We start from the raw sequence: 18206 nt of genomic DNA, 5'->3' as shown, positions 1-18206 counted from the left end.
ACCGTCCGCCGCTGCGGGCACCTGCTCCCCAGCCGCGCACCTGATACGGAACGCTTGATTTCCGGAACTATGCCGTCCAGTATTAGGCGGTGGCCTCCAGCGTGACCAAGGCGCCCGTCGCCGCCACCCGGACGACGCAGCGGCGCGGCCGGCCCCGGGACGACCGACTGGACGCCACCATCGTGGATGCGACGATCGCCGAGGTCGGCGCCAAGGGATGGGGCGGCGCCACCATCGAGGGGATCGCCGCCCGCGCCGGCGTCGGACGCGGCACGATCTACCGTCGGTGGCCGAGCAAGACGGAGTTGTTTCAGTACGCCGCGGCCGCTGTCACGCACACTGTCGAGGCCCCGGACACCGGCTCCTTCGTCGAGGATCTCTTCGCGGCGGTCCTGCCGATCGCCGACATGTTGACCCGACCCGAGCTCGCCGCGTTGCTGCCCTCCCTACTCGCCGAGGCCGCCAACGACGCATCGATTCGACAGACGCTGCGCACCTTTGCTGTCCAATCACGGCAACAGGCCATCGAAGCGGTCGAACGCGCGCGCCGACGCGGCGACATCGTGCAGTCGACAGACGCCGAGGCACTGGTGGACATGCTGGCCGGGGCGCTGGTCTACCGCCGGCTGCTGCTCGGCGAAACGACGAATGCGGCGGCCGTGCGTGTGTTGGTTCGCCAAGCCGTGCAGAGCTGCTCGACACACGAAGCAACCGAGGAGGATTCATGACCCGAACCCTGACTGTCGACCTGACCGACCCCGGGCTCTATACGGAAGGCTTCCCCCACGACGTCTTCACCGAACTGCGCGCACGGGGGCCGGTGCATCTGCATCCCCCCGTCGAGGGCCGTCTGGGTATTTCGCCGATACCGTTCTGGTCGCTCGTGGCGCATGGCGAAATTCAACAGGCCAACCGCGATTGGAAGACCTTCGCCGCCTCCGACGGCCCGATGGTGGCGCCGGATCCGCTGATGACTTCCGTGCGCTCACTGTTGACGCTGGATCCCCCCGATCATTCCGAAATGCGCCGGATCATCTCCTCGGAATTCACTCCCCGTATGGTCGGCAGGCTCGAGCAACTCCTCGCCGATCGCACTGCCCGCATCCTGGAAGCGGCGGCTGACCGAGGTCCGTGCGATTTCGTCCGCGATATCGCCTACCAGGTGCCGATGCACGTGATCGCCGACATCATCGGCATTCCCGAGGAGGACCGAGGGTGGATCTTCGAACGCACCGATCACCTTCTCAGGGCCGGTAACCCCTACGGCGAATTCTCCGAAGACGAGCGACTCGCGCTGCAGGCCGAGGTTTTCGAGTACGCGCAACGCATCACCGCCGACAAGCGGGCGAACCCGGCCGATGACGTGTGGACCAAGCTGGCGAGTCGACTCGACGGGTTCGAGCTGGAGATGTTCTTCCTCATCCTGTCGATCGCCGGCAGCGAAACCACCCGAAACGCCCTGACAATGGGCCTGATCGCGCTGCTCGATCATCCGGATCAACTTGCCGAGCTCCGCGCCGACCCGTCGCTGTCCGCGACTGCGGCCGACGAGATCCTGCGGTGGTCGAGCCCGGTGCTGATCTTCGGGCGGACGGCGACCTGCGACGTCACCCTCGGAGGACAGGACATCAAAGCCGGTGACCGCGTGGTGTTCTGGCACCCGTCCGGCAACCGCGACGAATCGGTCTTCGAGAATCCGTTCCGGTTCGACATCCACCGCTCCCCCAACCCGCACATCGCCTTCGGCGGCGGCGGCGTGCACTACTGCCTCGGCGCCAATCTCGCCCACAAAGAGATCCGGGTGGTCATCGAGTCCATCGCGGCGGGCTACGACATTAAGCTCACCGGACCCGCCGCGTGGACCGGCGCCGGCCCCGTGCACAACGTCGGCATCGGGATCGACTCGCTGCCCGTGCACGTAGCAGTTCGCAACTGACTCTGACGTGGGGCTGTTGTGACCTGTTCACCCACCTTCGAGGCGACCTGCGAGATCGACAACCCATCGCTGATCACCGCCAACACAGCCTGATACCGCTGCTCAGCCACGCTCAACTCCCTCATTCTGGGAGTGTCAAGGATCAGCCGAAGCAACTGTCAAGCATCAGCCGAAACACTGTCAGGCATCACCCGAAACAGAAATGTCAGGCATCACCCGACGCAATACAACTCTGACGTGGGGCGGGCGGGGCTCGAACCCGCGACCAATGGATTATGAGTCCACGGCTCTAACCGACTGAGCTACCGCCCCCGGCGCGCACTGCGCGGCCATCATGTTCGCACACCCGCGGTCAGGCGAAGATGGTCTGCCCCTGCTCGTCGACCTCGTAGCGTTCCGTGCCCTCGGCGACCCGCGGGGCGTCCGCACCCATCGACACCGCGATCTTGTTCGCGGCATTGCGCATCACGTCGAGCGTGATCTCCAGCATCTGCTTGCCGGAGAAGTGCTTTCGCATCCCGTCGACCACCTCAGGCTCGATCCGCGACGGCGACCAGACCAGCGTGTCGACGTACCGCAGCGCGGCCTTGTGCGCATCGGTCAGTCCGTCGGCGTGCTCGAAGTCGGCGATCTGGCTGTACAGATCCTCCGAGCCGCCCGCATCCAGCGCATGCCCCTCCCGCAGCGACTTGCACAGCCGGCAGTTGTGCGCGTCGGCCCCGCGCAGCCGCACCACCTCGGTGGTCACCGCGTCCACTTCGCGCATCCGCGCGACCGCGGGCACGAAACCGCCCAGCACCACCGCCACCGGATCCGCGTCACGGTCGATCACCGCCTCGGCCGTCCAGCCCGGCTTCCCGAGCCCCAGCGCCGCACACCCGGCCCACACCCTCGGCAGGAAATCGGCGACGAAGATCGCGACCACGACCCGAAACGCGTTGTCGCCGTAGGCCCCTATGAAGCGGTTGCGTTGGTTGTCGCTGATGCCGGTCACGTCGACGCTGAACTGCTCGGCGAACGCCATCAGGATCTGTTCGGCGTCGGTGTGCCCGTCGGGCGGGTCTGTCGGCGACGGCAGCGGTGGCAGCGACAGGGCCCGCCCGCAGGTCAGCCGGATCAGGGTGTCGGCGCGATCGTCGCCCGACGACAGCGTGACCAGCCGGGCGATCCGGTCTGCCGATGCATCGCTCATGCCGCGATTATTGCGCCTGGCTGACCGAGGACATCGCGAAGTCGGGAATCCGCAGCGACGGCATCTTCGCGCGGGTGGCCCAGTCGCCCCACTCGCGTGGCAGCGTGACCTCGCTGACCCCGGCCTCGGTCGCCCTGCGCAACAGGTCCAGCGGGCTCTCATTGAACCGGAAGTTGTTCACCGCGGCGCTGACCCGACCGTCCTCGATCAGGTACACCCCGTCGCGGGTCAGCCCCGTCAGCAGCAGCACCGACGGGTCCACCTCGCGGATGTACCACAGCGTCGACAGCAGCAGCCCGCGCTCGGTGCCGGCGATCATGTCCTGCAGGCTCGCGGTGCCGCCGGTCATCAGCAGGTTGTCCGCGCCGACGGCCACCGGTGCGCCGAACTCCGCCGCCGCAGCCCGCGGGTAGGCCAGCGCGTTGATCACCCCGTCGCGGATCCAGTCCACCCGCTCGATCGCCATCCCGTTGTCGAACACCGACGCCCGCTCCGACGACCGGGTCGCCGCGACGAACGGCGAACACTCCAGTCCGGGTGCCGCCGGATCGGAGTACATCGTCAACGGCAGCGACGTCAGCTTCTCCCCCACCCGGGTACCGCCGCCGGGTGCCGACAGCGCGCTGCGGCCCTCCTGCGCGCTGCGCCCGCCCATCGTCCAGGACAGGTAGATCATCATGTCCGCCACCGTCGACGGCGGCATGATCGTCTCGTACCGCCCGGCGGGCAGGTCGACCCTGCGCTGCGCCCACGACAGCCGGGTACCGAGATCCTCGAGCATCGCGTCGGTCGGCACATCGGCGAAATCCGCTGTGCTGACCCCGCTCCAGGCGCTGGCGCCGTCGCGTTTGGCGTTGATCTCGACCGAGCCCGTCGGCTGGGTGAACCGGCGCCGCAGCCCCGAGGACGTCGCGACGAACGTCGTCTCCAGCACGTGCCGGGCGAACCCGAACAGGGTGTCGGGGCCGTGGAATCCGCGCACCAGCGACGCCGCGACACCGCCGAAGATCTCCGCGCCGGTGCGTGGGATCGGATCATGCCAGTCCGCGGGCGCATCCCCGCCCGGCAGTGCCGGGGCGTTGTCGCGCGCCGGAGGTGCTGTTGCGGCGGCCTTCTGGGACGCCGCGACCAGATCGCCGATCCCGGCGGGGTCCACCGCGCTGGAACTCACCGATCCGACCTTGGCCTCATCGGCGTCGCGCACCACCGAGATGACGGTCGTGGTGCGGCCGGTCGACTCGCCGTTGGTGGTCATCGTGTTGTTCGCCCACCGTAGTGACGCGTCGACCCGGTCGGTGACCACCACGATCGTCTCGTCGGCGCGGCCCCGCCTGCGCGCCTCGGCCAGCGCGACGTCGATCACCTGCTGTGCACCGATCATGTCTATCGCCCGCCCTCTTCGCGAGTGTTGAGCACGTTGATCCCGCGGAACAGCGCCGACGGGCAGCCGTGGCTGACCGCCGCGACCTGGCCGGGCTGCGCCTTCCCGCAGTTGAACGCTCCGCCCAGCCGCCATGTCGACTGCCCGCCAACGGCTTCCATCGCACCCCAGAAATCGGTGGTGGTGGCCTGGTAGGCCACGTCTTTGACCTGCCCGTCGAGGCGGCCGTTCCTGATCCGGTAGAAGCGCTGGCCGGTGAACTGGAAGTTGTAGCGCTGCATGTCGATCGACCAGCTCTTGTCCCCGACGACGTACAACCCGTCGTCCACCCGGCTGATCAGGTCGGCGGTGCTGAGGTCCTCGGGTCCCGGCTGCAGCGACACGTTCGCCATCCGCTGGATCGGCACGTGGTGGGCGGAGTCGGCATACGAGCAGCCGTTGGACCGGCCCGCGCCGAGCCGAGGCGCGAAGACCCGATCGAGCTGATAGCCGACGAACACCCCGTCGCGCACCAGGTCCCAGCTCTGCGCGCGCACCCCTTCGTCGTCGAAACCGACAGTGGCGAGGCCGTGTTCGACGGTGCGGTCGGCGGTCACGTTCATCACCGGCGAGCCGTACCGCATCCGCCCCAGCTTGTCCGGGGTGGCGAACGACGTTCCGGCGTAGGCGGCCTCGTAGCCGATGGCGCGGTCGTACTCGGTGGCGTGTCCGATGGACTCGTGGATGGTCAGCCACAGGTTGGTCGGATCGATCACCAGGTCGGTCGGGCCCGCGACGACGCTGGGCGCCTTGGCCTTCTCGGCCAGCAGAGAGGGCAGCGCCGCGAGTTCACCGGACCAGTTCCACACGTCGTCCCCGGCGACGGCCTCCCACCCGCGGCCCATCGGCGGCGCCAGCGTGCTCATCGTCTCGAACGATCCGGCCGACGGATCGACCGCGACCGCGTCCAGGCGCGGGAGCACCCGGACCCGCTGCTGGGTGATCGTGGAACCGAACGTATCCGCGTAGAACGTCTGCTCCTTGGCCATGTTCAGCCATGCCGACACATGATCGACGCCGTCGGACAGCAGCAGCCGGACGGAGTAGTCGGCCAGCATCTCGATCTTGTCCTGCGTGGGGACCGCGAACGGGTCGACGCGGTAGGACGACACCCAGGTCACGTCGCGGTACACCGGTTCGGGCGCGAGCTCGATCCGCTCGGCGTTCAGCGGGGCCAGCGTCGTGGCGACCCGCACCGCCCGGCGCGCGGTGTCGGCGGCCGCGGCGGCGTCGAGTTGCGCGTGCGATGCGAACCCCCATGTGCCGTCGACGATCACCCGCACCGCCAGCCCGATCTCGTAGTCGGTGACGGCCGCTTCCAGCGCGCCGTCACGCATCTGGACGCTTTCGGTGGTGATGGCATGGATGCGCAGATCGGCGTAGCTGGCGCCGGCCTGGGCCGCCGCGGTCAACGCCGCGTCGGCCAGGGCATGACGCGGCAGAGCGAGGAAGTCCGCGTCCACGGTTCGGGTCGTCACGGTTTCACACCGTAATTCAGCGACGCGGCCCGCTCGTGCCCAGGATGGTCAGCTCCAGCGCCAGCGCGGTGCCGCAGACGACGAGCACGATCGCGAACGCGATCCAGTCCCGCCGTTTGGGACCCGACGGAAGGGCCGAGATCTGGCCTGCGCCGCCGCGGGCGGTGATCGCATCGCCCATCTCGTCGGCGCGGCGCAACGCGACCGTGATCGCCGCGGCCAGCAGGTCGATCAGCTCCGACGCCCACTGCCTCACCCGGGCCCGCCGGCGCGCGTCGACGTCGCGCGGGCGCAACCGGCGCGCGGCGTAGAGCACGCTGAATTCGTCGATCAGCATCGGAAAAGCCCGCAGCGCCAATGCCAGCGTGACCGCCCACTCGTCGACCGGGATCCGCACCGCCCGCAGCGGGCGGCCCAACTTGGCGACCGCGGGCGCCACCTCGGCGACGTTGGTGGTCCACGAGACCATGGCGCCGAGGCCGAGCAGCACGATCGACAGCGCGGTGATGCGCAGGAAGTTCAGCAGGCCGCCGAGCCCGACGGTGACCGAGCCGACGGTGAACTCGGGGGTGCCGCCGGCGAACGTCGCGGTGACCGCGCCGAGCAGCAGCAGGAACCACAGCCATCCCGGGATCGACGGCAGCACACCGCGCGGGATCCGCGCGATCCGTGCCGAGACGACGACGAGCAGCCCGACGGCGGCGATCGGCACCCACCCGGGATAGAAGGTCAGCAGCACCCCGATCGCGGCGACGATGAGCAGTTTGGATCCCGCCCACAGATCGTGCATCACGGTATGGCCGGGCACCGGCCGCAGCAGCACGACCTGGCGACGCGGCTTGCGCCGGGGCGCGGCGGCGGTCACGACATCCCTCCGGCGGTCGTCGGCGCGGCCGCGAGGACCCCGTCGCGCAGATGCAGTGTGCGCGGGCACAACTCCTCCAGCCCGGCGAAGTCGTGGGAGATGACGACCACGGTCAGCCGCTCACGCCTGCGCAGATCCACCAGCAGCTGCAGCAGACCGCGCTGCGACGCCGCGTCCAAGCCGGCCAGCGGCTCGTCGAGGATCAACGCGCGCGGCGAGCGGGCCAGCAGCCCGGCCAGCACCACCCGCCTCATCTGTCCGCCGCTGAGCTGATCGATGCGACGGTCGGCCAGCCCCGGATCCAGCCCGACGGTCGCGAGCGCGGCGGTGATCCGGTTGCGGTCCCGCTTCGAGAACCCGGCCGCCGAGGCGATCTCGTGCCCGACGTGGCTGCGCATCAGCTGCAACCGCGCCGCCTGGAAGGAGATCGCGACCGCTCCGACCTGATCGGACACCGGCTTGCCGTCGAGCAGGCACGAGCCCGCGGTCGGCAGCGCCAGCCCGGCCATGATCCAGGCCAGCGTGGACTTGCCGGAGCCGTTCAGACCGTGGATCAGAAGGCCGTCGCCTTCGTACACGGTGAGGTCGATGCCACTGAGCGCGGACTTGGCCCACGGGGTGCCGCTGCCGTACTCGTGGCCGACGCCGACGAGCTCCAGAACCGGTTTCCCGCGCGGGGTTTCGACGACACCGCGCGCCGGCGGCGCATCGGCGGTCTGCACCATCTCGGTGTTGTCGGAGGTCGCGCCGTTGCCGACCAGCGCCACGGTGCGGTCGGCGGCGTCCGCCTCGTCGTTGTAGTGCGTAATGTGCACGAGCGCGGTCCGGTGCCGGCGGGTCAACCCGGACAGCACCCCCATCAGGTCTTCCCGCCCGTCCTGGTCGACCATGCTGGTGACCTCGTCGGCGATCAGCAGGGACGGTTCCCGCGCCAGCGCGGCGGCGACGGCGAGACGTTGCAGCTCACCACCGGACAGACCGCCGGTGTCCCGTTCGGCGAGCCCGTCCAGGCCCACCTCGCCGAGCAGCTTCTCGACGTCGGTGTCGGTGCCCGGCGGCAGCCCCCACACGACGTCGTCGGCCACCCGGGAGCCCAGCACCTGGCTTTCGGGGTGTTGCATCACGACCGCGGTGCCGCCGAGCTTGCCCAGTCCGACCGCGCCGGGCCGCTCGACGGTGCCCGAGGTGGCTTCCCGCCCCGACAGCACCAGCATCAGCGTCGTCTTGCCGGAGCCGTTGGCGCCGGTCACGGCGAGGTGCTCACCCGGTTGCACCTCCAGCGACACCGGCCCGAGCGCGTCGTGGTCGCTACCGGGATAGCGGAAGCAGACGTCGGTGAGACGCAACGGGATCGGGGCGACCGGCGCGGTGTCCGGGGTGACCTCCAGCTTGTGCACGTCGGGAACGTCGACCAGGCGCGTCATCACGCGCGACAGCGCCCACCAGCCGACCAGGCTGACGAACGTGATGCTCAGCACGCCCATGCCGAAGAACAGGACCGGCCAGTAGTGCAGCGCGGTGGCGAAATCCCGGGTGAGCCGCTCGGCGGCGGGCGCGAACCCGGGCACTCGCTCCAGGACTGCGGCGGCGCCGGTGATGTTCGCCGTCATCGAATCGAAGATGAGATTGCGCAGCCGGCTCAGCACCCCCAGGGCGCCGACGATCACTATGCCGAACAGCGCACCGGCGACCAGGGAACACAGGAACACCGTGGGGGTTCCGCGTCCGCGGCGTTTGACGATGCCGGTCAGGCCACCGATGTAGGCGCAGTTGACCACCGTCATCAGCCCGCCCATCCCGGCGATCAGGAAGGCGACCAGGCCGCCCGCGATGGTCGCGGCCAGCAGCACCCGGAGTCGGTGACGGTAGGCGAGCAACCCCATCGGCACGGTGCCGAGCAGCGATAGTCCCGCGGCGAACGGGACCACGACGGCGATGATCGCGATGGCCGCGCACAGGGCGGCCATCACTGCGGCCTGCGCGAGCTCGACCGGTTGGAGTGGACCAGTCCGTCGAGCGGGGCTCTCCGGGCTGCCCGAGGTCATCTCCTGATTCTGCCAGTCGGCTGGGAATGCACCGGCGGCCCGGTGTGTGACGACGCGCACGCGGCGTGTCACAGTTGGCACACATAGTAAAGCTATGTAATCTGTGGCGATGTCGTCGACGCTCGGATCGGACCTGCTCTCGGTGGTCGCCAGGATCAATCGCCTGGCGAACCAGCGGGTGCGGATGCCCGTCCCGTTCGCCCAGGCCCGCCTGCTGTCCACCATCGAGGATAGAGGTGAAGCCCGAATCTCCGACCTCGCCGCGCTGGACCACTGCTCGCAGCCGACGATGACGACCCAGGTGCGACGCCTGGAGGACGCCGGCATGGTCACCCGTGCCGCCGACCCGAACGATGCGCGCGCGGTGCTGATCCGGATCACCCCCGAGGGTGTCGCCGCACTACGTCAGGCACGCGCCGACCGTGGCGCGGCCGTCGACCCCTACCTGGAGCGACTGAGCGAATCCGACCGCGAAATCCTCGAACAGTCCGTTCGCATCATGCGGCGCCTGATCGAGGACGCGACCAATCCGAGCGTCGCGGCCCGCTGAATCTCCCCTCCCCGCGCACCGCGCCAGTTTGGGGTAATTCATAGTATTTCTATATAGTTCTCCTATGCTTCGCTCTCAACCGAAGGCCGTCTGGGCGGTCGCGTTCGCCTCCGTCGTCGCGTTCATGGGCATCGGCCTCGTCGATCCGATCCTCAAACCCATCGCCGACAATCTGGACGCGTCGCCGTCGCAGGTGTCGTTGCTGTTCACCAGCTACATGGCGGTGATGGGGCTCGTGATGCTGGTCACGGGGGTCGTTTCCAGCCGCATCGGCCCGAAGCGGACGCTGTTGATCGGGCTGGTGATCATCATCGCCGGCGCCACACTGGCAGGCCTGAGCGACACCGTCATGGGCATCGTCGGCTGGCGCGCACTCTGGGGGCTGGGCAACGCGCTGTTCATCGCGACGGCCCTGGCCACGATCGTCAGCTCCGCGCGCGGTTCGGTGGCGCAGGCGATCATCCTCTACGAGGCCGCACTCGGCCTCGGCATCGCCGTCGGCCCGCTGGTCGGCGGGGTGCTCGGCTCCATCTCCTGGCGCGGCCCGTTCTTCGGGGTCTCGGTGCTGATGGCGGTCGCACTCGTGGTGACCGCGTTCCTGCTGCCCGCGACCCCGCCGGCCGCACGGGCCACCACGCTGGCCGATCCGTTCCGCGCCCTACGGCACCGCGGGCTGCTCGGCGTCGGCGTGACCGCGCTGCTGTACAACTTCGGGTTCTTCACCCTGCTGGCGTTCACGCCGTTCCCGCTCGACATGGGCGCCCACGAGATCGGTCTGATCTTCTTCGGATGGGGTGTCGCCCTGGCCTTCACCTCGGTGGTCGTCGCGCCCCGGCTGCAACGCCGGTTCCGCACCGTGCCGACGTTGCTGGTGAACCTCGTCATGATGGCGGCGACACTGGTGGTGATGGCGGTGGGCACCGACGACAAGGCCGTGCTGGCCGCGTGCGTCGTCATCGCCGGACTGTGGATCGGCATCAACAACACCCTGATCACCGAGACGGTGATGAAGGCCGCGCCGGTCGAGCGCGGCGTCGCCTCGGCGGCCTACAGCTTCATGCGCTTCGGCGGCGCCGCCGTCGCACCGTGGCTGGCCGGCGTGCTCGGCGAGAAGGTCAGCGTGCACCTGCCGTTCTGGGTCGGCGCCGGCGCCGTGCTGATGGCCGCGGTCGCCCTCGCGGCCAGCCGGGCGCACCTGCGTCACATCGACGACGAGGAGTCCACCGGCGCCGAACTCCCGGCTCAGGTGACGCTCACACCGATCAGATAGCCGACGGCGTAGGTGGCCGCCACCGCGATGAAACCGAGCACGAACTGCCGCAACGACGCCCACACGAGCGGCTGACGGGTGAACCGCGAGGCCAGCGCGCCCGCGACCATCAGGCCGATGCCACCGCACCCGAGACCGGCCCAAAGTGACTCGTAGCCAAGCAGATACGGGATCAGCGGGATCACCGCGCCGATCGCGAACATCAGGAACGACGCGCCGCCGGCCACCCACGGCGACGGCTTCTCCCGCGGGTCGACGCCGAGTTCCTGCACGAGGTGGAAGTTCATCGCCTTCGTCTCGTCCCGGTGGATCTCCTCGGTGGCCTTCGCAGCGGTCTCCGGTGTCATCCCCATGTCGGTGAGCATCGCGACCAACTCGGCGCGTTCGGCCTGCGGATCGGCGCGAAAAGACCTGCGCTCCACCCTGACCTCGGATTCGATCTGCTCGTTGGCCGTGGTGACCGACGTGTACTCCCCCAACGCCATCGAGAACGCCCCGGCCAGCAATCCGGCGACACCGGTGATCACCACGGTGTGCGCATCGGCGGCCGCACCCACCCCGGCGATCAGTGCGGTGTTGCTGACCAGACCGTCCATCGCGCCGAACGTCGCGGCGCGCAGCCATCCCCCGGACACATCGGCGTGGGTGTGGTCGGCGACGTGCGGCTTGCCGGTCGGCGAGAGCGGACCGTCGGCAGAGGGCGTCATGAACTGATTGAACACCCTGGGCGAACCGCCTCAAAAGCGAGGTTCACCTGGGTTTGCCACATCACAGTTTGCGGAGCAGGTAATGGGGCTACCGTGAAGCATGACCACGACTGCGGAGCATCTGCGCAACTCTCTGGACGGCCGTTTCCGGGACGTCAAGAACCGCGTGCGCCAGGAACTCAGTAACGACGTCTTCCGCCCGCACTACACCCCGAACACCGTCATCGCTCGCACCAAAGTGGCTGAGCAGATGAAGATCATGGCCGCCCGCGGCGCGGCCGAGGACGGCTTCAAGAAGGAACACGGCGGCAACGGCGACGTCGGCGCCGCCGTCACCCAGATCGAGATGCTCGCGATGAGCGATCTGTCCCTGATGGTCAAGGCCGGGGTGCAGTGGGGGCTCTTCGGTGGCGCCATCGAAAACCTCGGCACCGAACGCCACCACGAGGCCTACGTCAAGAAGCTCATCAACCTGGAGTTGCTGGGCTGCTTCGCGATGACCGAGACCGGCCACGGCAGCGATGTGCAGTCCCTGGAGACCACCGCCACCTACGACCCGGCCACCCAGGAGTTCGTGATCGACTCCCCGACCCCGACCTCCCGCAAGGACTACATCGGTGGTGCGGCCGAGACAGCCCGGGTGGCAGCGGTTTTCGCCCAGCTGATCACCCCCGACGGTGAGAAGCACGGCGTGCACTGCTTCGTCGTGCCGATCCGCGACGACAACGGTGAGGACCTCCCCGGCGTCACGACGTCGGACTGCCACTACAAGGGTGGGCTGCCCGGCGTGGACAACGGCCGGATCCAGTTCGACCAGGTCCGGATCCCGCGCGAGAACCTGCTCAACAAGTACGCCGACGTCGCCGAGGACGGCACCTACTCCTCCCCCATCGAGAACCCGAACCGCCGCTTCTTCACGATGCTGGGCACCCTGATCCGCGGCCGGGTCACCGTCGGCGGCAGCGCCGGCGCCGCAGCGCGCGTCGCGCTGGACATCGCGACCCGATATGCACTGCAACGCAGGCAGTTCGAAGATCCCGACGGCGGTGAGGTGCTGCTGATGGATTACCTGGTCCACCAGCGCCGGCTGTTTCCGCTGATCGCCCGGTCGTATGCGTTGCAGTTCGCCCAGAACGAGCTCGTCGCCAAATGCCATGAGCTGCAGACGGCCGAGGATCCCGACCCCGAGGAGCAGCGCGAGCTGGAATCGCGGGCGGCGGGCCTGAAAGCCGCCAACACCTGGCACGCCACCCGCGCCATCCAGGAGGCCCGGGAAGCGTGCGGTGGCGCAGGCTATCTCGCCGAGAACAGGCTGATCGCGCTGAAGGCCGACACCGACGTGTTCACCACGTTCGAGGGCGACAACCACGTGCTGTTCCAGCTGGTGGCCAAGGAGCTGCTGACTGCCTACGCCGACGACATCAAGGGTATGAGCCCGGTCGAATGGGTGCGGTTCGCGGCGAACTTCGCCGGCGAGCGGGTGCTCAAACGCACTGCGGCGCAGACCATCATGCAGACCATCCTGGACTCCCGCGAGGACAACGAGGAAGAGGGCAGCCTGTTCAACCGCGGCACCCAGGTCCAGATGTTCGAGGACCGCGAGGAATACATGGTGGCGTCGGTGGCGCGCCGGCTGCAGGCCAAATCCAAGGAGATGAGCGCGTTCGACGCGTTCAACTCCGTGCAGGACCACGTGCTGCATGTGGCCCAGGCGCACATCGACCGCATCGTGCTGGAGGCCTTCGTCGCCGGGATCGACGCGTGCGAGGACCGCCAGGCGCGCGAGGTCCTCGGGCTGGTGTGCGACCTGTACGCGCTGTCGGTGATCGAAGAGGACAAGGCGTGGTTCGTCGAACACCGCTTCCTGTCCACCGAACGCGCCAAGGCGGTCACCCGCGGCATCAACGACCGCTGCCGCCGGCTGCGGCCGCACGCCCAGCTGCTCGTCGACGGGTTCGGTATCCCCGAGTCGTTGCGCTACGCCGAGATGCTGCACCCCGAGAAGATCCCGGACGCCGACGAGCACACCCGCAAGGATGCGACCAGCGCCGGCGTCATCTGATCATTCGTTCGGGATCGGATCGAGGACGGTGAGCCTGCCGTCCTCGATCGTGACCCGCACGCTGCCGCTCCCGCTCGGGCAGCACGGCTCGTCCTGCCCCTGACGCCACTGGTACTGCACGACGGCGTCGTGCTCGCCCTGTGGCGTCACGGTGATGTACGGCCGGGGTTCCATGGTCGGGGATCCCACCGGGGCGCCCTCGTCGAAGAACAGCACCTGCTGCGGGCTGTCGGGCTGATCGCCCGAGGTGACCACGACCCACTGCAGACCGCAGTCGGCCGCGCTGCCCCGGCTTGCCTCGCGCCACGGCCCCGGTGGCAACAGCGCGTACTCCGCTTCCACGTCCTGGGCGGCCGGTCCCGGCCCGCAGTCGGCGGTGTTCGTCGGCTCCGGTGACGGTGGGCTCCCGCCGCAGCCGGCCGCGGTGATCGCGACCGCCGACAGCATCGCCGAGGTCAGATGCCCTACCCGAGCGCGCGTGACTCGCATGGGCTCAGGATACGGGCGCAAATACCCTCCGGCACGGACGGTTTCGTGGCTCCCCCGCCTGGACTCGAACCAGGAACCCTTCGGTTAACAGCCGAATGCTCTGCCAATTGAGCTACAGGGGATTACCCTCCCGCGACGGCCTGCGCCGCGAGCCAGAGAGCACTCTAGCCTACGTCGGTACGCCGGTGCCAATGCGTCCTGCGGTGAGCCGACCGCCGGGCATGTGAGGCAGGATGGACACCGACACCACAGACCAACCACGCTGACCCATCGAGACTCTGGAGGGCACCTGTGATCGGGTATGTCGCCGCAGCTGCTGTCGGCTACGTGATGGGAACGAAGGCCGGACGGCGCCGTTTCGAGCAGATCTCAGGGACCTACCGCGCCGTCACGAGCAGCCCGGCGGCCAAGGCCGTCATCGAGGCCGGGCGACGCAAAATCGCCGAGCGGGTGTCCCCCGACCCGGCGATGGTGAAGCTGACACGAATCGACTCCGGCACCGAGGTCCTCGAGCCGGAGCCGATCGTGAAGAAAAATCAGTGACGAAGAGCCGTCAGCCGATGGGCTGGCTGATCGTGGTGCCCGGCAGCAGCGGGCCGGTCTGGACGCCCCAGACGCCGTAGGAGCCGCCGTAGCCGATGCCGACGTTCGGCGAACCGATCGCGACGCCCTGGCCGTTGGAGTAGGACAGGCAGTGGCCGTCGGCCTGGTTGCCGAACCACGCCAGGCAGCGCGGGGCCGCGGTGGTCTCGACCGCACCGTCGGCGGTGGTCAGGGACGCATAGAGCGGCAGCGCGACGGCCGCGGCCGCGATGGCCCCGGCGATCACACGAGACTTGTTCGTCTGGATCTTGCCTACGAGCACGAGACGCTCACCTTCTCCCCGACGGATTACAGCTGCCATCACCTTAACCCGCCTATCGCCATCACGCAGTCATGTCGTTACCGCTGGCCTGTTCCAGCAGGCTGCGGCGGTAGGACTCCATCGCCACCAGGTCCCCGAACAGGGCGTGATACTCGTCGCCCTGTTCGACCGGCGACATGCGCTGCAGCTTGGACTTGACCTCGGCGATCTGCCGGCCGATCCACACCTCCTGCAGGCGTGCGAGCACGCCGCCGATGTAACGGGGCAGCTTCTCGTCGTCGGCGTTGATCGCCTCGACGCTCAACTCGTTGACCAGGGTGGCCGTCTGCGGAGAGGCCGCCTGCTCGCGCACCGCCTCGATCCACTGCGCGCCGCTGAGCCCGGCCGCGGTCCCGCCGCAGGCCTCGATCGCCGCGCGCACCGCGGCGTAGCCGGGATGGGTGAAGCTGTCGGCGGTCAGCGAGTCGAACACCGGACCGGCCAGCGCCGGGAACTGCAGCGCCGACTTGAGTGCTTCCCGCTGCGGCCACAGCGTCGGATCGGCCGGGTCGGGGCGCATGTTCTCGGTCATCGAACCGGACTGCGCGCGGGGCGTCTGGGCGGGCTGGGCCGCGCCGCGCCGCCGCGACCGGTCCGGCATCCCGCGCTGGCCGGCCACCTCGCGGACCCGGGTCAGCACCTGCCCCTCGTCGCGCCAGCCCGTCCAGCCGGCCAGCCGGCGCGCGTACTCGTCGCGCAGCGCGTAGTCGCGGATCCTGGCCACCAGCGGAACGCACTGGCGCAGCGCGTCGACCTGCGCCTGCGGATCGTTGTCGAGCACGTCACCGGGCGGGATCAGGCTGCGCACCGCGAACTCGAACATCGGGATCCGGCGGGCCACCAGGTCGCGCAGCGCACCGTCGCCGGACTTCAGCCGCAGGTCACACGGATCCATCCCGTCCGCGGCGATCGCGACGAACGACTTGCCCGCGACCTGCTGGTCGCCGTCGAACGCCTTCAGCGCGGCGGCCTGACCTGCCGCGTCGCCGTCGAACACGAAGATCAGCTCACCGCGGTACCAGTTGTCGTCCATCATCAGCCGGCGCAGCAACGCCAGGTGCGACTCGCCGAACGCGGTGCCGCACGACGCGACCGCGGTGGTCTCCCCCGCCAGGTGCATCGCCATCACGTCGGTGTAGCCCTCGACCACGACCGCGCGATGCGCCTTGGCGATGTCCCGCTTGGCCAGGTCCAGCCCGAACAGCACCGACGACTTCTTGTACAGCACGGTCTCGGGGGTGTTGACGTACTTCGCTTCCATCGGGTCGTCGTCGAAGATCCGCCGGGCGCCGAACCCGATGACTTCACCGCCGCCGGCGCGGATCGGCCACAGCAGCCGCCGGTGGAACCGGTCCATCGGGCCGCGCCTGCCTTCGCGCGACAGACCCGCGGCCTCCAGCTCCTTGAACTCGAACCCCTTGCGCAGCAGATGTTTCGTCAGGGTGTCCCACCCGGACGGGGCGAATCCGCAGCCGAACCTGGCCGCGGCGGCAGCATCGAAGTTGCGCTCGAGCAGGTACTGGCGGGCCGGCGCGGCCTCCTCGCTGGTCAGCTGCTCGGCGTAGAACTCCTGCGCGGCGGCGTTGGCGGCCAGCAGCCTGCTGCGGCTACCCCGGTCGCGCTGGACGTTGGTGGTGGACGAACCGGTGTAGGTGACGGTGTAACCCACCCGGTCGGCGAGCAGTTCGACGGCCTCGACGAAGCTGACGTGCTCGATCTTCTGCAGGAACGCATAGACGTCGCCGCCCTCGCCGCAACCGAAACAGTGGAAGTGGCCGTGGTTCGGGCGCACATGGAACGACGGGGATTTCTCGTCGTGGAACGGGCACAACCCCTTGAGCGAGTCCGCGCCCGCGCGGCGCAACTGGACGTAGTCGCCGACGAGGTCCTCGATGTTGACGCGTTCGCGGATGGCGGCGATGTCGCGATCGGGGATCCTGCCCCTACCTCGAGTCGCTTCGGCCGCCACCCGGTCAGTCTAGAACCCGGCCGCCGCGCCGCTATGCGGGTTCGAGTCGCTCCAGCCGGCCCTCGGTGTACGACGCCACCTGGTCGATCACGACCCGCAGCCGGGCGGCGTCGTCGGGGGCGGCGTTGAACTCCGGGACGAACAGCGGATCCAGCGACGCAGGAGCGTTGGCGGAGACGAACTCGACCACCGCCTCGACGCGTTCGCGCTGCTGGGCCTGCAGATCCAGATGTGGCGGATCCGACATGATGAACTGCAGCGCGAGGATCTTCAGCACCGCCACCTCGGCCCGCACCACCGTCGGTACCTCGAGGTTGGTCCGGTAGCGCACCAGCCGGCCCGGTCCGGTGATGTTGCGGGTCGCCGCGATCGCCGATGACACGAACCGCCCGACCAGCTCGCTGGTCATGGTCTTGAGTGCCACCGACGCGGCCAGCGTGCCGTCGTACTTGCCGACCGCCGCGACCGCCGGCAGCACCGACAGCCGCTCGGCGGCCTCGACGAGATCCGCCGCGGCCAGTCCGCCGCCCATCCCGTGCGACTGCCCGAGCCGGCCCAGCGCGTTGACGGCGTCGTCGTCGGCGAGCACCCGCAGGTCGATGCGGCCCGAGATCACGCCGTCCTCGACGTCGTGCACCGAGTACGCGACGTCGTCGGCCCAGTCCATGATCTGTGCCTCCAGGCACTGCCGGCGCTCGGGGGCGTCCCCGCGCACCCAGGCCGCCATCTCGGCGTCGTCGTCGTAGAACCCGAACTTGCCGCCCTCGGGCGGGCGGAACCACGGATATTTGGTGACCGCGTCGAGCGCGGCGCGGGTCAGGTTCAGCCCCGCGCTGCGCTGTTGACCGTCAAGGACTTTCGGCTCCAACCGGGTCAGGATGCGGAAGTTCTGGGCGTTGCCCTCGAATCCGCCGCAGGCCGCGGCGAGTTCGTTGAGCGCGCGTTCGCCGTTGTGGCCGTACGGCGGGTGCCCGATGTCGTGCGCCAAGCCGGCCAAATCCACCAGGTCGGCGTCGGCGCCCAGCCCGACGGCCATACCGCGCCCGATCTGGGCGACCTCCAGCGAATGCGTCAGCCGGGTCCGCGGCGTCTCGCTCTGCCGGGGCCCGACGACCTGGGTCTTGTCGGCCAGCCTCCGCAGCGCCGCCGAGTGCAGCACCCGGGCCCGGTCCCGGGCGAAGTCGGTGCGGTGTTCGGCGGCGGTGCCCGGCAACGCGGCAGCCTTGGGCTGTTCGGCCACCCAACGTTGGCGGTCGAACTCCCCGTAGGGGTCGGGTTGCGTGAATTCTGTGGACACCGAAGCACAGTCTGCCAGGGCC

The 18206-nt window shown here is 69.1% G+C and carries 16 protein-coding genes and 2 tRNA genes; 6 read left to right on the top strand and 12 right to left on the bottom strand.

Annotated elements, in window-relative coordinates:
• Positions 1–89: 89 nt before the first annotated feature.
• Both NTM_RS17150 and NTM_RS17145 read left to right on the top strand, forming a co-directional pair.
• Complete coding sequence (locus NTM_RS17150; protein WP_163766947.1) at positions 90–728, top strand: TetR/AcrR family transcriptional regulator; 639 nt, start codon at positions 90–92, stop codon at positions 726–728.
• Positions 725–1936 (top strand): cytochrome P450, encoded by a 1212-nt coding sequence (locus NTM_RS17145; RefSeq protein ID WP_163766946.1) that lies wholly within the window; start codon positions 725–727, stop codon positions 1934–1936. Before NTM_RS17150 ends, NTM_RS17145 begins: the two co-directional genes overlap by 4 nt.
• Positions 1937–2174: 238 nt before the next feature.
• Here NTM_RS17145 and NTM_RS17140 read toward each other — a convergent pair.
• The 6 genes from NTM_RS17140 to NTM_RS17115 form a co-directional block, all read right to left on the bottom strand.
• Positions 2175–2248: transfer RNA gene (locus tag NTM_RS17140), tRNA-Ile, on the bottom strand.
• A 40-nt stretch (positions 2249–2288) separates the two neighbouring features.
• Positions 2289–3128 (bottom strand): carboxymuconolactone decarboxylase family protein, encoded by an 840-nt coding sequence (locus NTM_RS17135; protein ID WP_163766945.1) that lies wholly within the window; start codon positions 3126–3128, stop codon positions 2289–2291.
• Positions 3129–3135: 7 nt separating this feature from the next.
• The gene (locus NTM_RS17130) at positions 3136–4509 is read right to left on the bottom strand and encodes a metallopeptidase TldD-related protein (protein WP_104863289.1); all 1374 of its coding nucleotides are present in this window, start codon (positions 4507–4509) and stop codon (positions 3136–3138) included.
• A 2-nt stretch (positions 4510–4511) separates the two neighbouring features.
• A complete protein-coding gene (locus NTM_RS17125) occupies positions 4512–6026 on the bottom strand; it encodes a TldD/PmbA family protein (protein WP_163766944.1) in 1515 nt (504 codons plus the stop codon).
• Positions 6027–6042: 16 nt separating this feature from the next.
• Positions 6043–6891 (bottom strand): CbiQ family ECF transporter T component, encoded by an 849-nt coding sequence (locus tag NTM_RS17120; protein WP_163766943.1) that lies wholly within the window; start codon positions 6889–6891, stop codon positions 6043–6045.
• The gene (locus NTM_RS17115; RefSeq protein WP_163766942.1) at positions 6888–8936 is read right to left on the bottom strand and encodes an ATP-binding cassette domain-containing protein; all 2049 of its coding nucleotides are present in this window, start codon (positions 8934–8936) and stop codon (positions 6888–6890) included. The genes NTM_RS17120 and NTM_RS17115 overlap by 4 nt, the downstream gene beginning before the upstream one ends.
• Positions 8937–9045: 109 nt before the next feature.
• Between NTM_RS17115 and NTM_RS17110 the strand changes: the two genes are divergently transcribed.
• Positions 9046–9486, top strand: coding sequence for a MarR family winged helix-turn-helix transcriptional regulator (locus tag NTM_RS17110; RefSeq protein ID WP_104863292.1), 441 nt, complete (start codon positions 9046–9048; stop codon positions 9484–9486).
• Between the two features lie 64 nt (positions 9487–9550).
• On the top strand, positions 9551–10756 hold the full coding sequence (locus NTM_RS17105) for an MFS transporter (protein WP_163766941.1): 1206 nt from the start codon (positions 9551–9553) through the stop codon (positions 10754–10756).
• On the opposite strand, the gene NTM_RS17100 is transcribed toward NTM_RS17105, so the two are convergent.
• The gene (locus NTM_RS17100) at positions 10729–11463 is read right to left on the bottom strand and encodes a VIT1/CCC1 transporter family protein (protein ID WP_163766940.1); all 735 of its coding nucleotides are present in this window, start codon (positions 11461–11463) and stop codon (positions 10729–10731) included. The two genes, NTM_RS17105 and NTM_RS17100, sit on opposite strands and share 28 nt — an antisense overlap.
• Positions 11464–11563: 100 nt before the next feature.
• On the opposite strand from NTM_RS17100, the gene NTM_RS17095 reads away from it, so the two are divergent.
• Positions 11564–13525 (top strand): acyl-CoA dehydrogenase family protein, encoded by a 1962-nt coding sequence (locus NTM_RS17095; RefSeq protein ID WP_104863294.1) that lies wholly within the window; start codon positions 11564–11566, stop codon positions 13523–13525.
• Here the strand turns inward: NTM_RS17095 and NTM_RS17090 are convergent, their stop codons facing one another.
• On the bottom strand, positions 13526–14014 hold the full coding sequence (locus tag NTM_RS17090; protein ID WP_104863295.1) for an LppP/LprE family lipoprotein: 489 nt from the start codon (positions 14012–14014) through the stop codon (positions 13526–13528). It lies immediately after the preceding gene.
• A gap of 46 nt (positions 14015–14060) precedes the next feature.
• Positions 14061–14136, bottom strand: a tRNA-Asn gene (locus NTM_RS17085).
• Positions 14137–14305: 169 nt separating this feature from the next.
• Between NTM_RS17085 and NTM_RS17080 the strand changes: the two genes are divergently transcribed.
• Entirely contained in the window at positions 14306–14557 is a 252-nt protein-coding gene (locus tag NTM_RS17080) for a hypothetical protein (protein WP_104863296.1), read from the top strand.
• Positions 14558–14567: 10 nt separating this feature from the next.
• Here NTM_RS17080 and NTM_RS17075 read toward each other — a convergent pair whose 3' ends face one another.
• From NTM_RS17075 to NTM_RS17065, 3 genes are all read right to left on the bottom strand, one after another.
• Positions 14568–14879, bottom strand: a complete 312-nt coding sequence (locus NTM_RS17075; RefSeq protein ID WP_435405099.1) for a DUF7155 family protein — start codon at positions 14877–14879, stop codon at positions 14568–14570.
• A gap of 61 nt (positions 14880–14940) precedes the next feature.
• Positions 14941–16887: a DNA primase gene (gene dnaG, locus NTM_RS17070; protein ID WP_163766939.1), complete on the bottom strand. Its 1947-nt coding sequence runs from the start codon at positions 16885–16887 to the stop codon at positions 14941–14943.
• A 31-nt stretch (positions 16888–16918) separates the two neighbouring features.
• On the bottom strand, positions 16919–18184 hold the full coding sequence (locus NTM_RS17065; protein ID WP_232079738.1) for a deoxyguanosinetriphosphate triphosphohydrolase: 1266 nt from the start codon (positions 18182–18184) through the stop codon (positions 16919–16921).
• Positions 18185–18206: the final 22 nt, after the last annotated feature.

The sequence above is a fragment of the Mycolicibacterium parafortuitum genome, assembly GCF_010725485.1.
In the GTDB taxonomy this organism is placed as follows: Bacteria; Actinomycetota; Actinomycetes; order Mycobacteriales; family Mycobacteriaceae; genus Mycobacterium.
This window is presented reverse-complemented; position numbering and strand designations above follow the sequence as displayed.

Coding starts and splice junctions, on each gene's coding strand:
- NTM_RS17145 (WP_163766946.1), top strand. CDS start 725: ATGACCCGAACCCTGACTGTCGACCTGACCGACCCCGGGCTCTATACG.
- NTM_RS17135 (WP_163766945.1), bottom strand. CDS start 3,128: ATGAGCGATGCATCGGCAGACCGGATCGCCCGGCTGGTCACGCTGTCG.
- NTM_RS17130 (WP_104863289.1), bottom strand. CDS start 4,509: ATGATCGGTGCACAGCAGGTGATCGACGTCGCGCTGGCCGAGGCGCGC.
- NTM_RS17115 (WP_163766942.1), bottom strand. CDS start 8,936: ATGACCTCGGGCAGCCCGGAGAGCCCCGCTCGACGGACTGGTCCACTC.
- NTM_RS17110 (WP_104863292.1), top strand. CDS start 9,046: ATGTCGTCGACGCTCGGATCGGACCTGCTCTCGGTGGTCGCCAGGATC.
- NTM_RS17105 (WP_163766941.1), top strand. CDS start 9,551: ATGCTTCGCTCTCAACCGAAGGCCGTCTGGGCGGTCGCGTTCGCCTCC.
- NTM_RS17100 (WP_163766940.1), bottom strand. CDS start 11,463: ATGACGCCCTCTGCCGACGGTCCGCTCTCGCCGACCGGCAAGCCGCAC.
- NTM_RS17095 (WP_104863294.1), top strand. CDS start 11,564: ATGACCACGACTGCGGAGCATCTGCGCAACTCTCTGGACGGCCGTTTC.
- NTM_RS17090 (WP_104863295.1), bottom strand. CDS start 14,014: ATGCGAGTCACGCGCGCTCGGGTAGGGCATCTGACCTCGGCGATGCTG.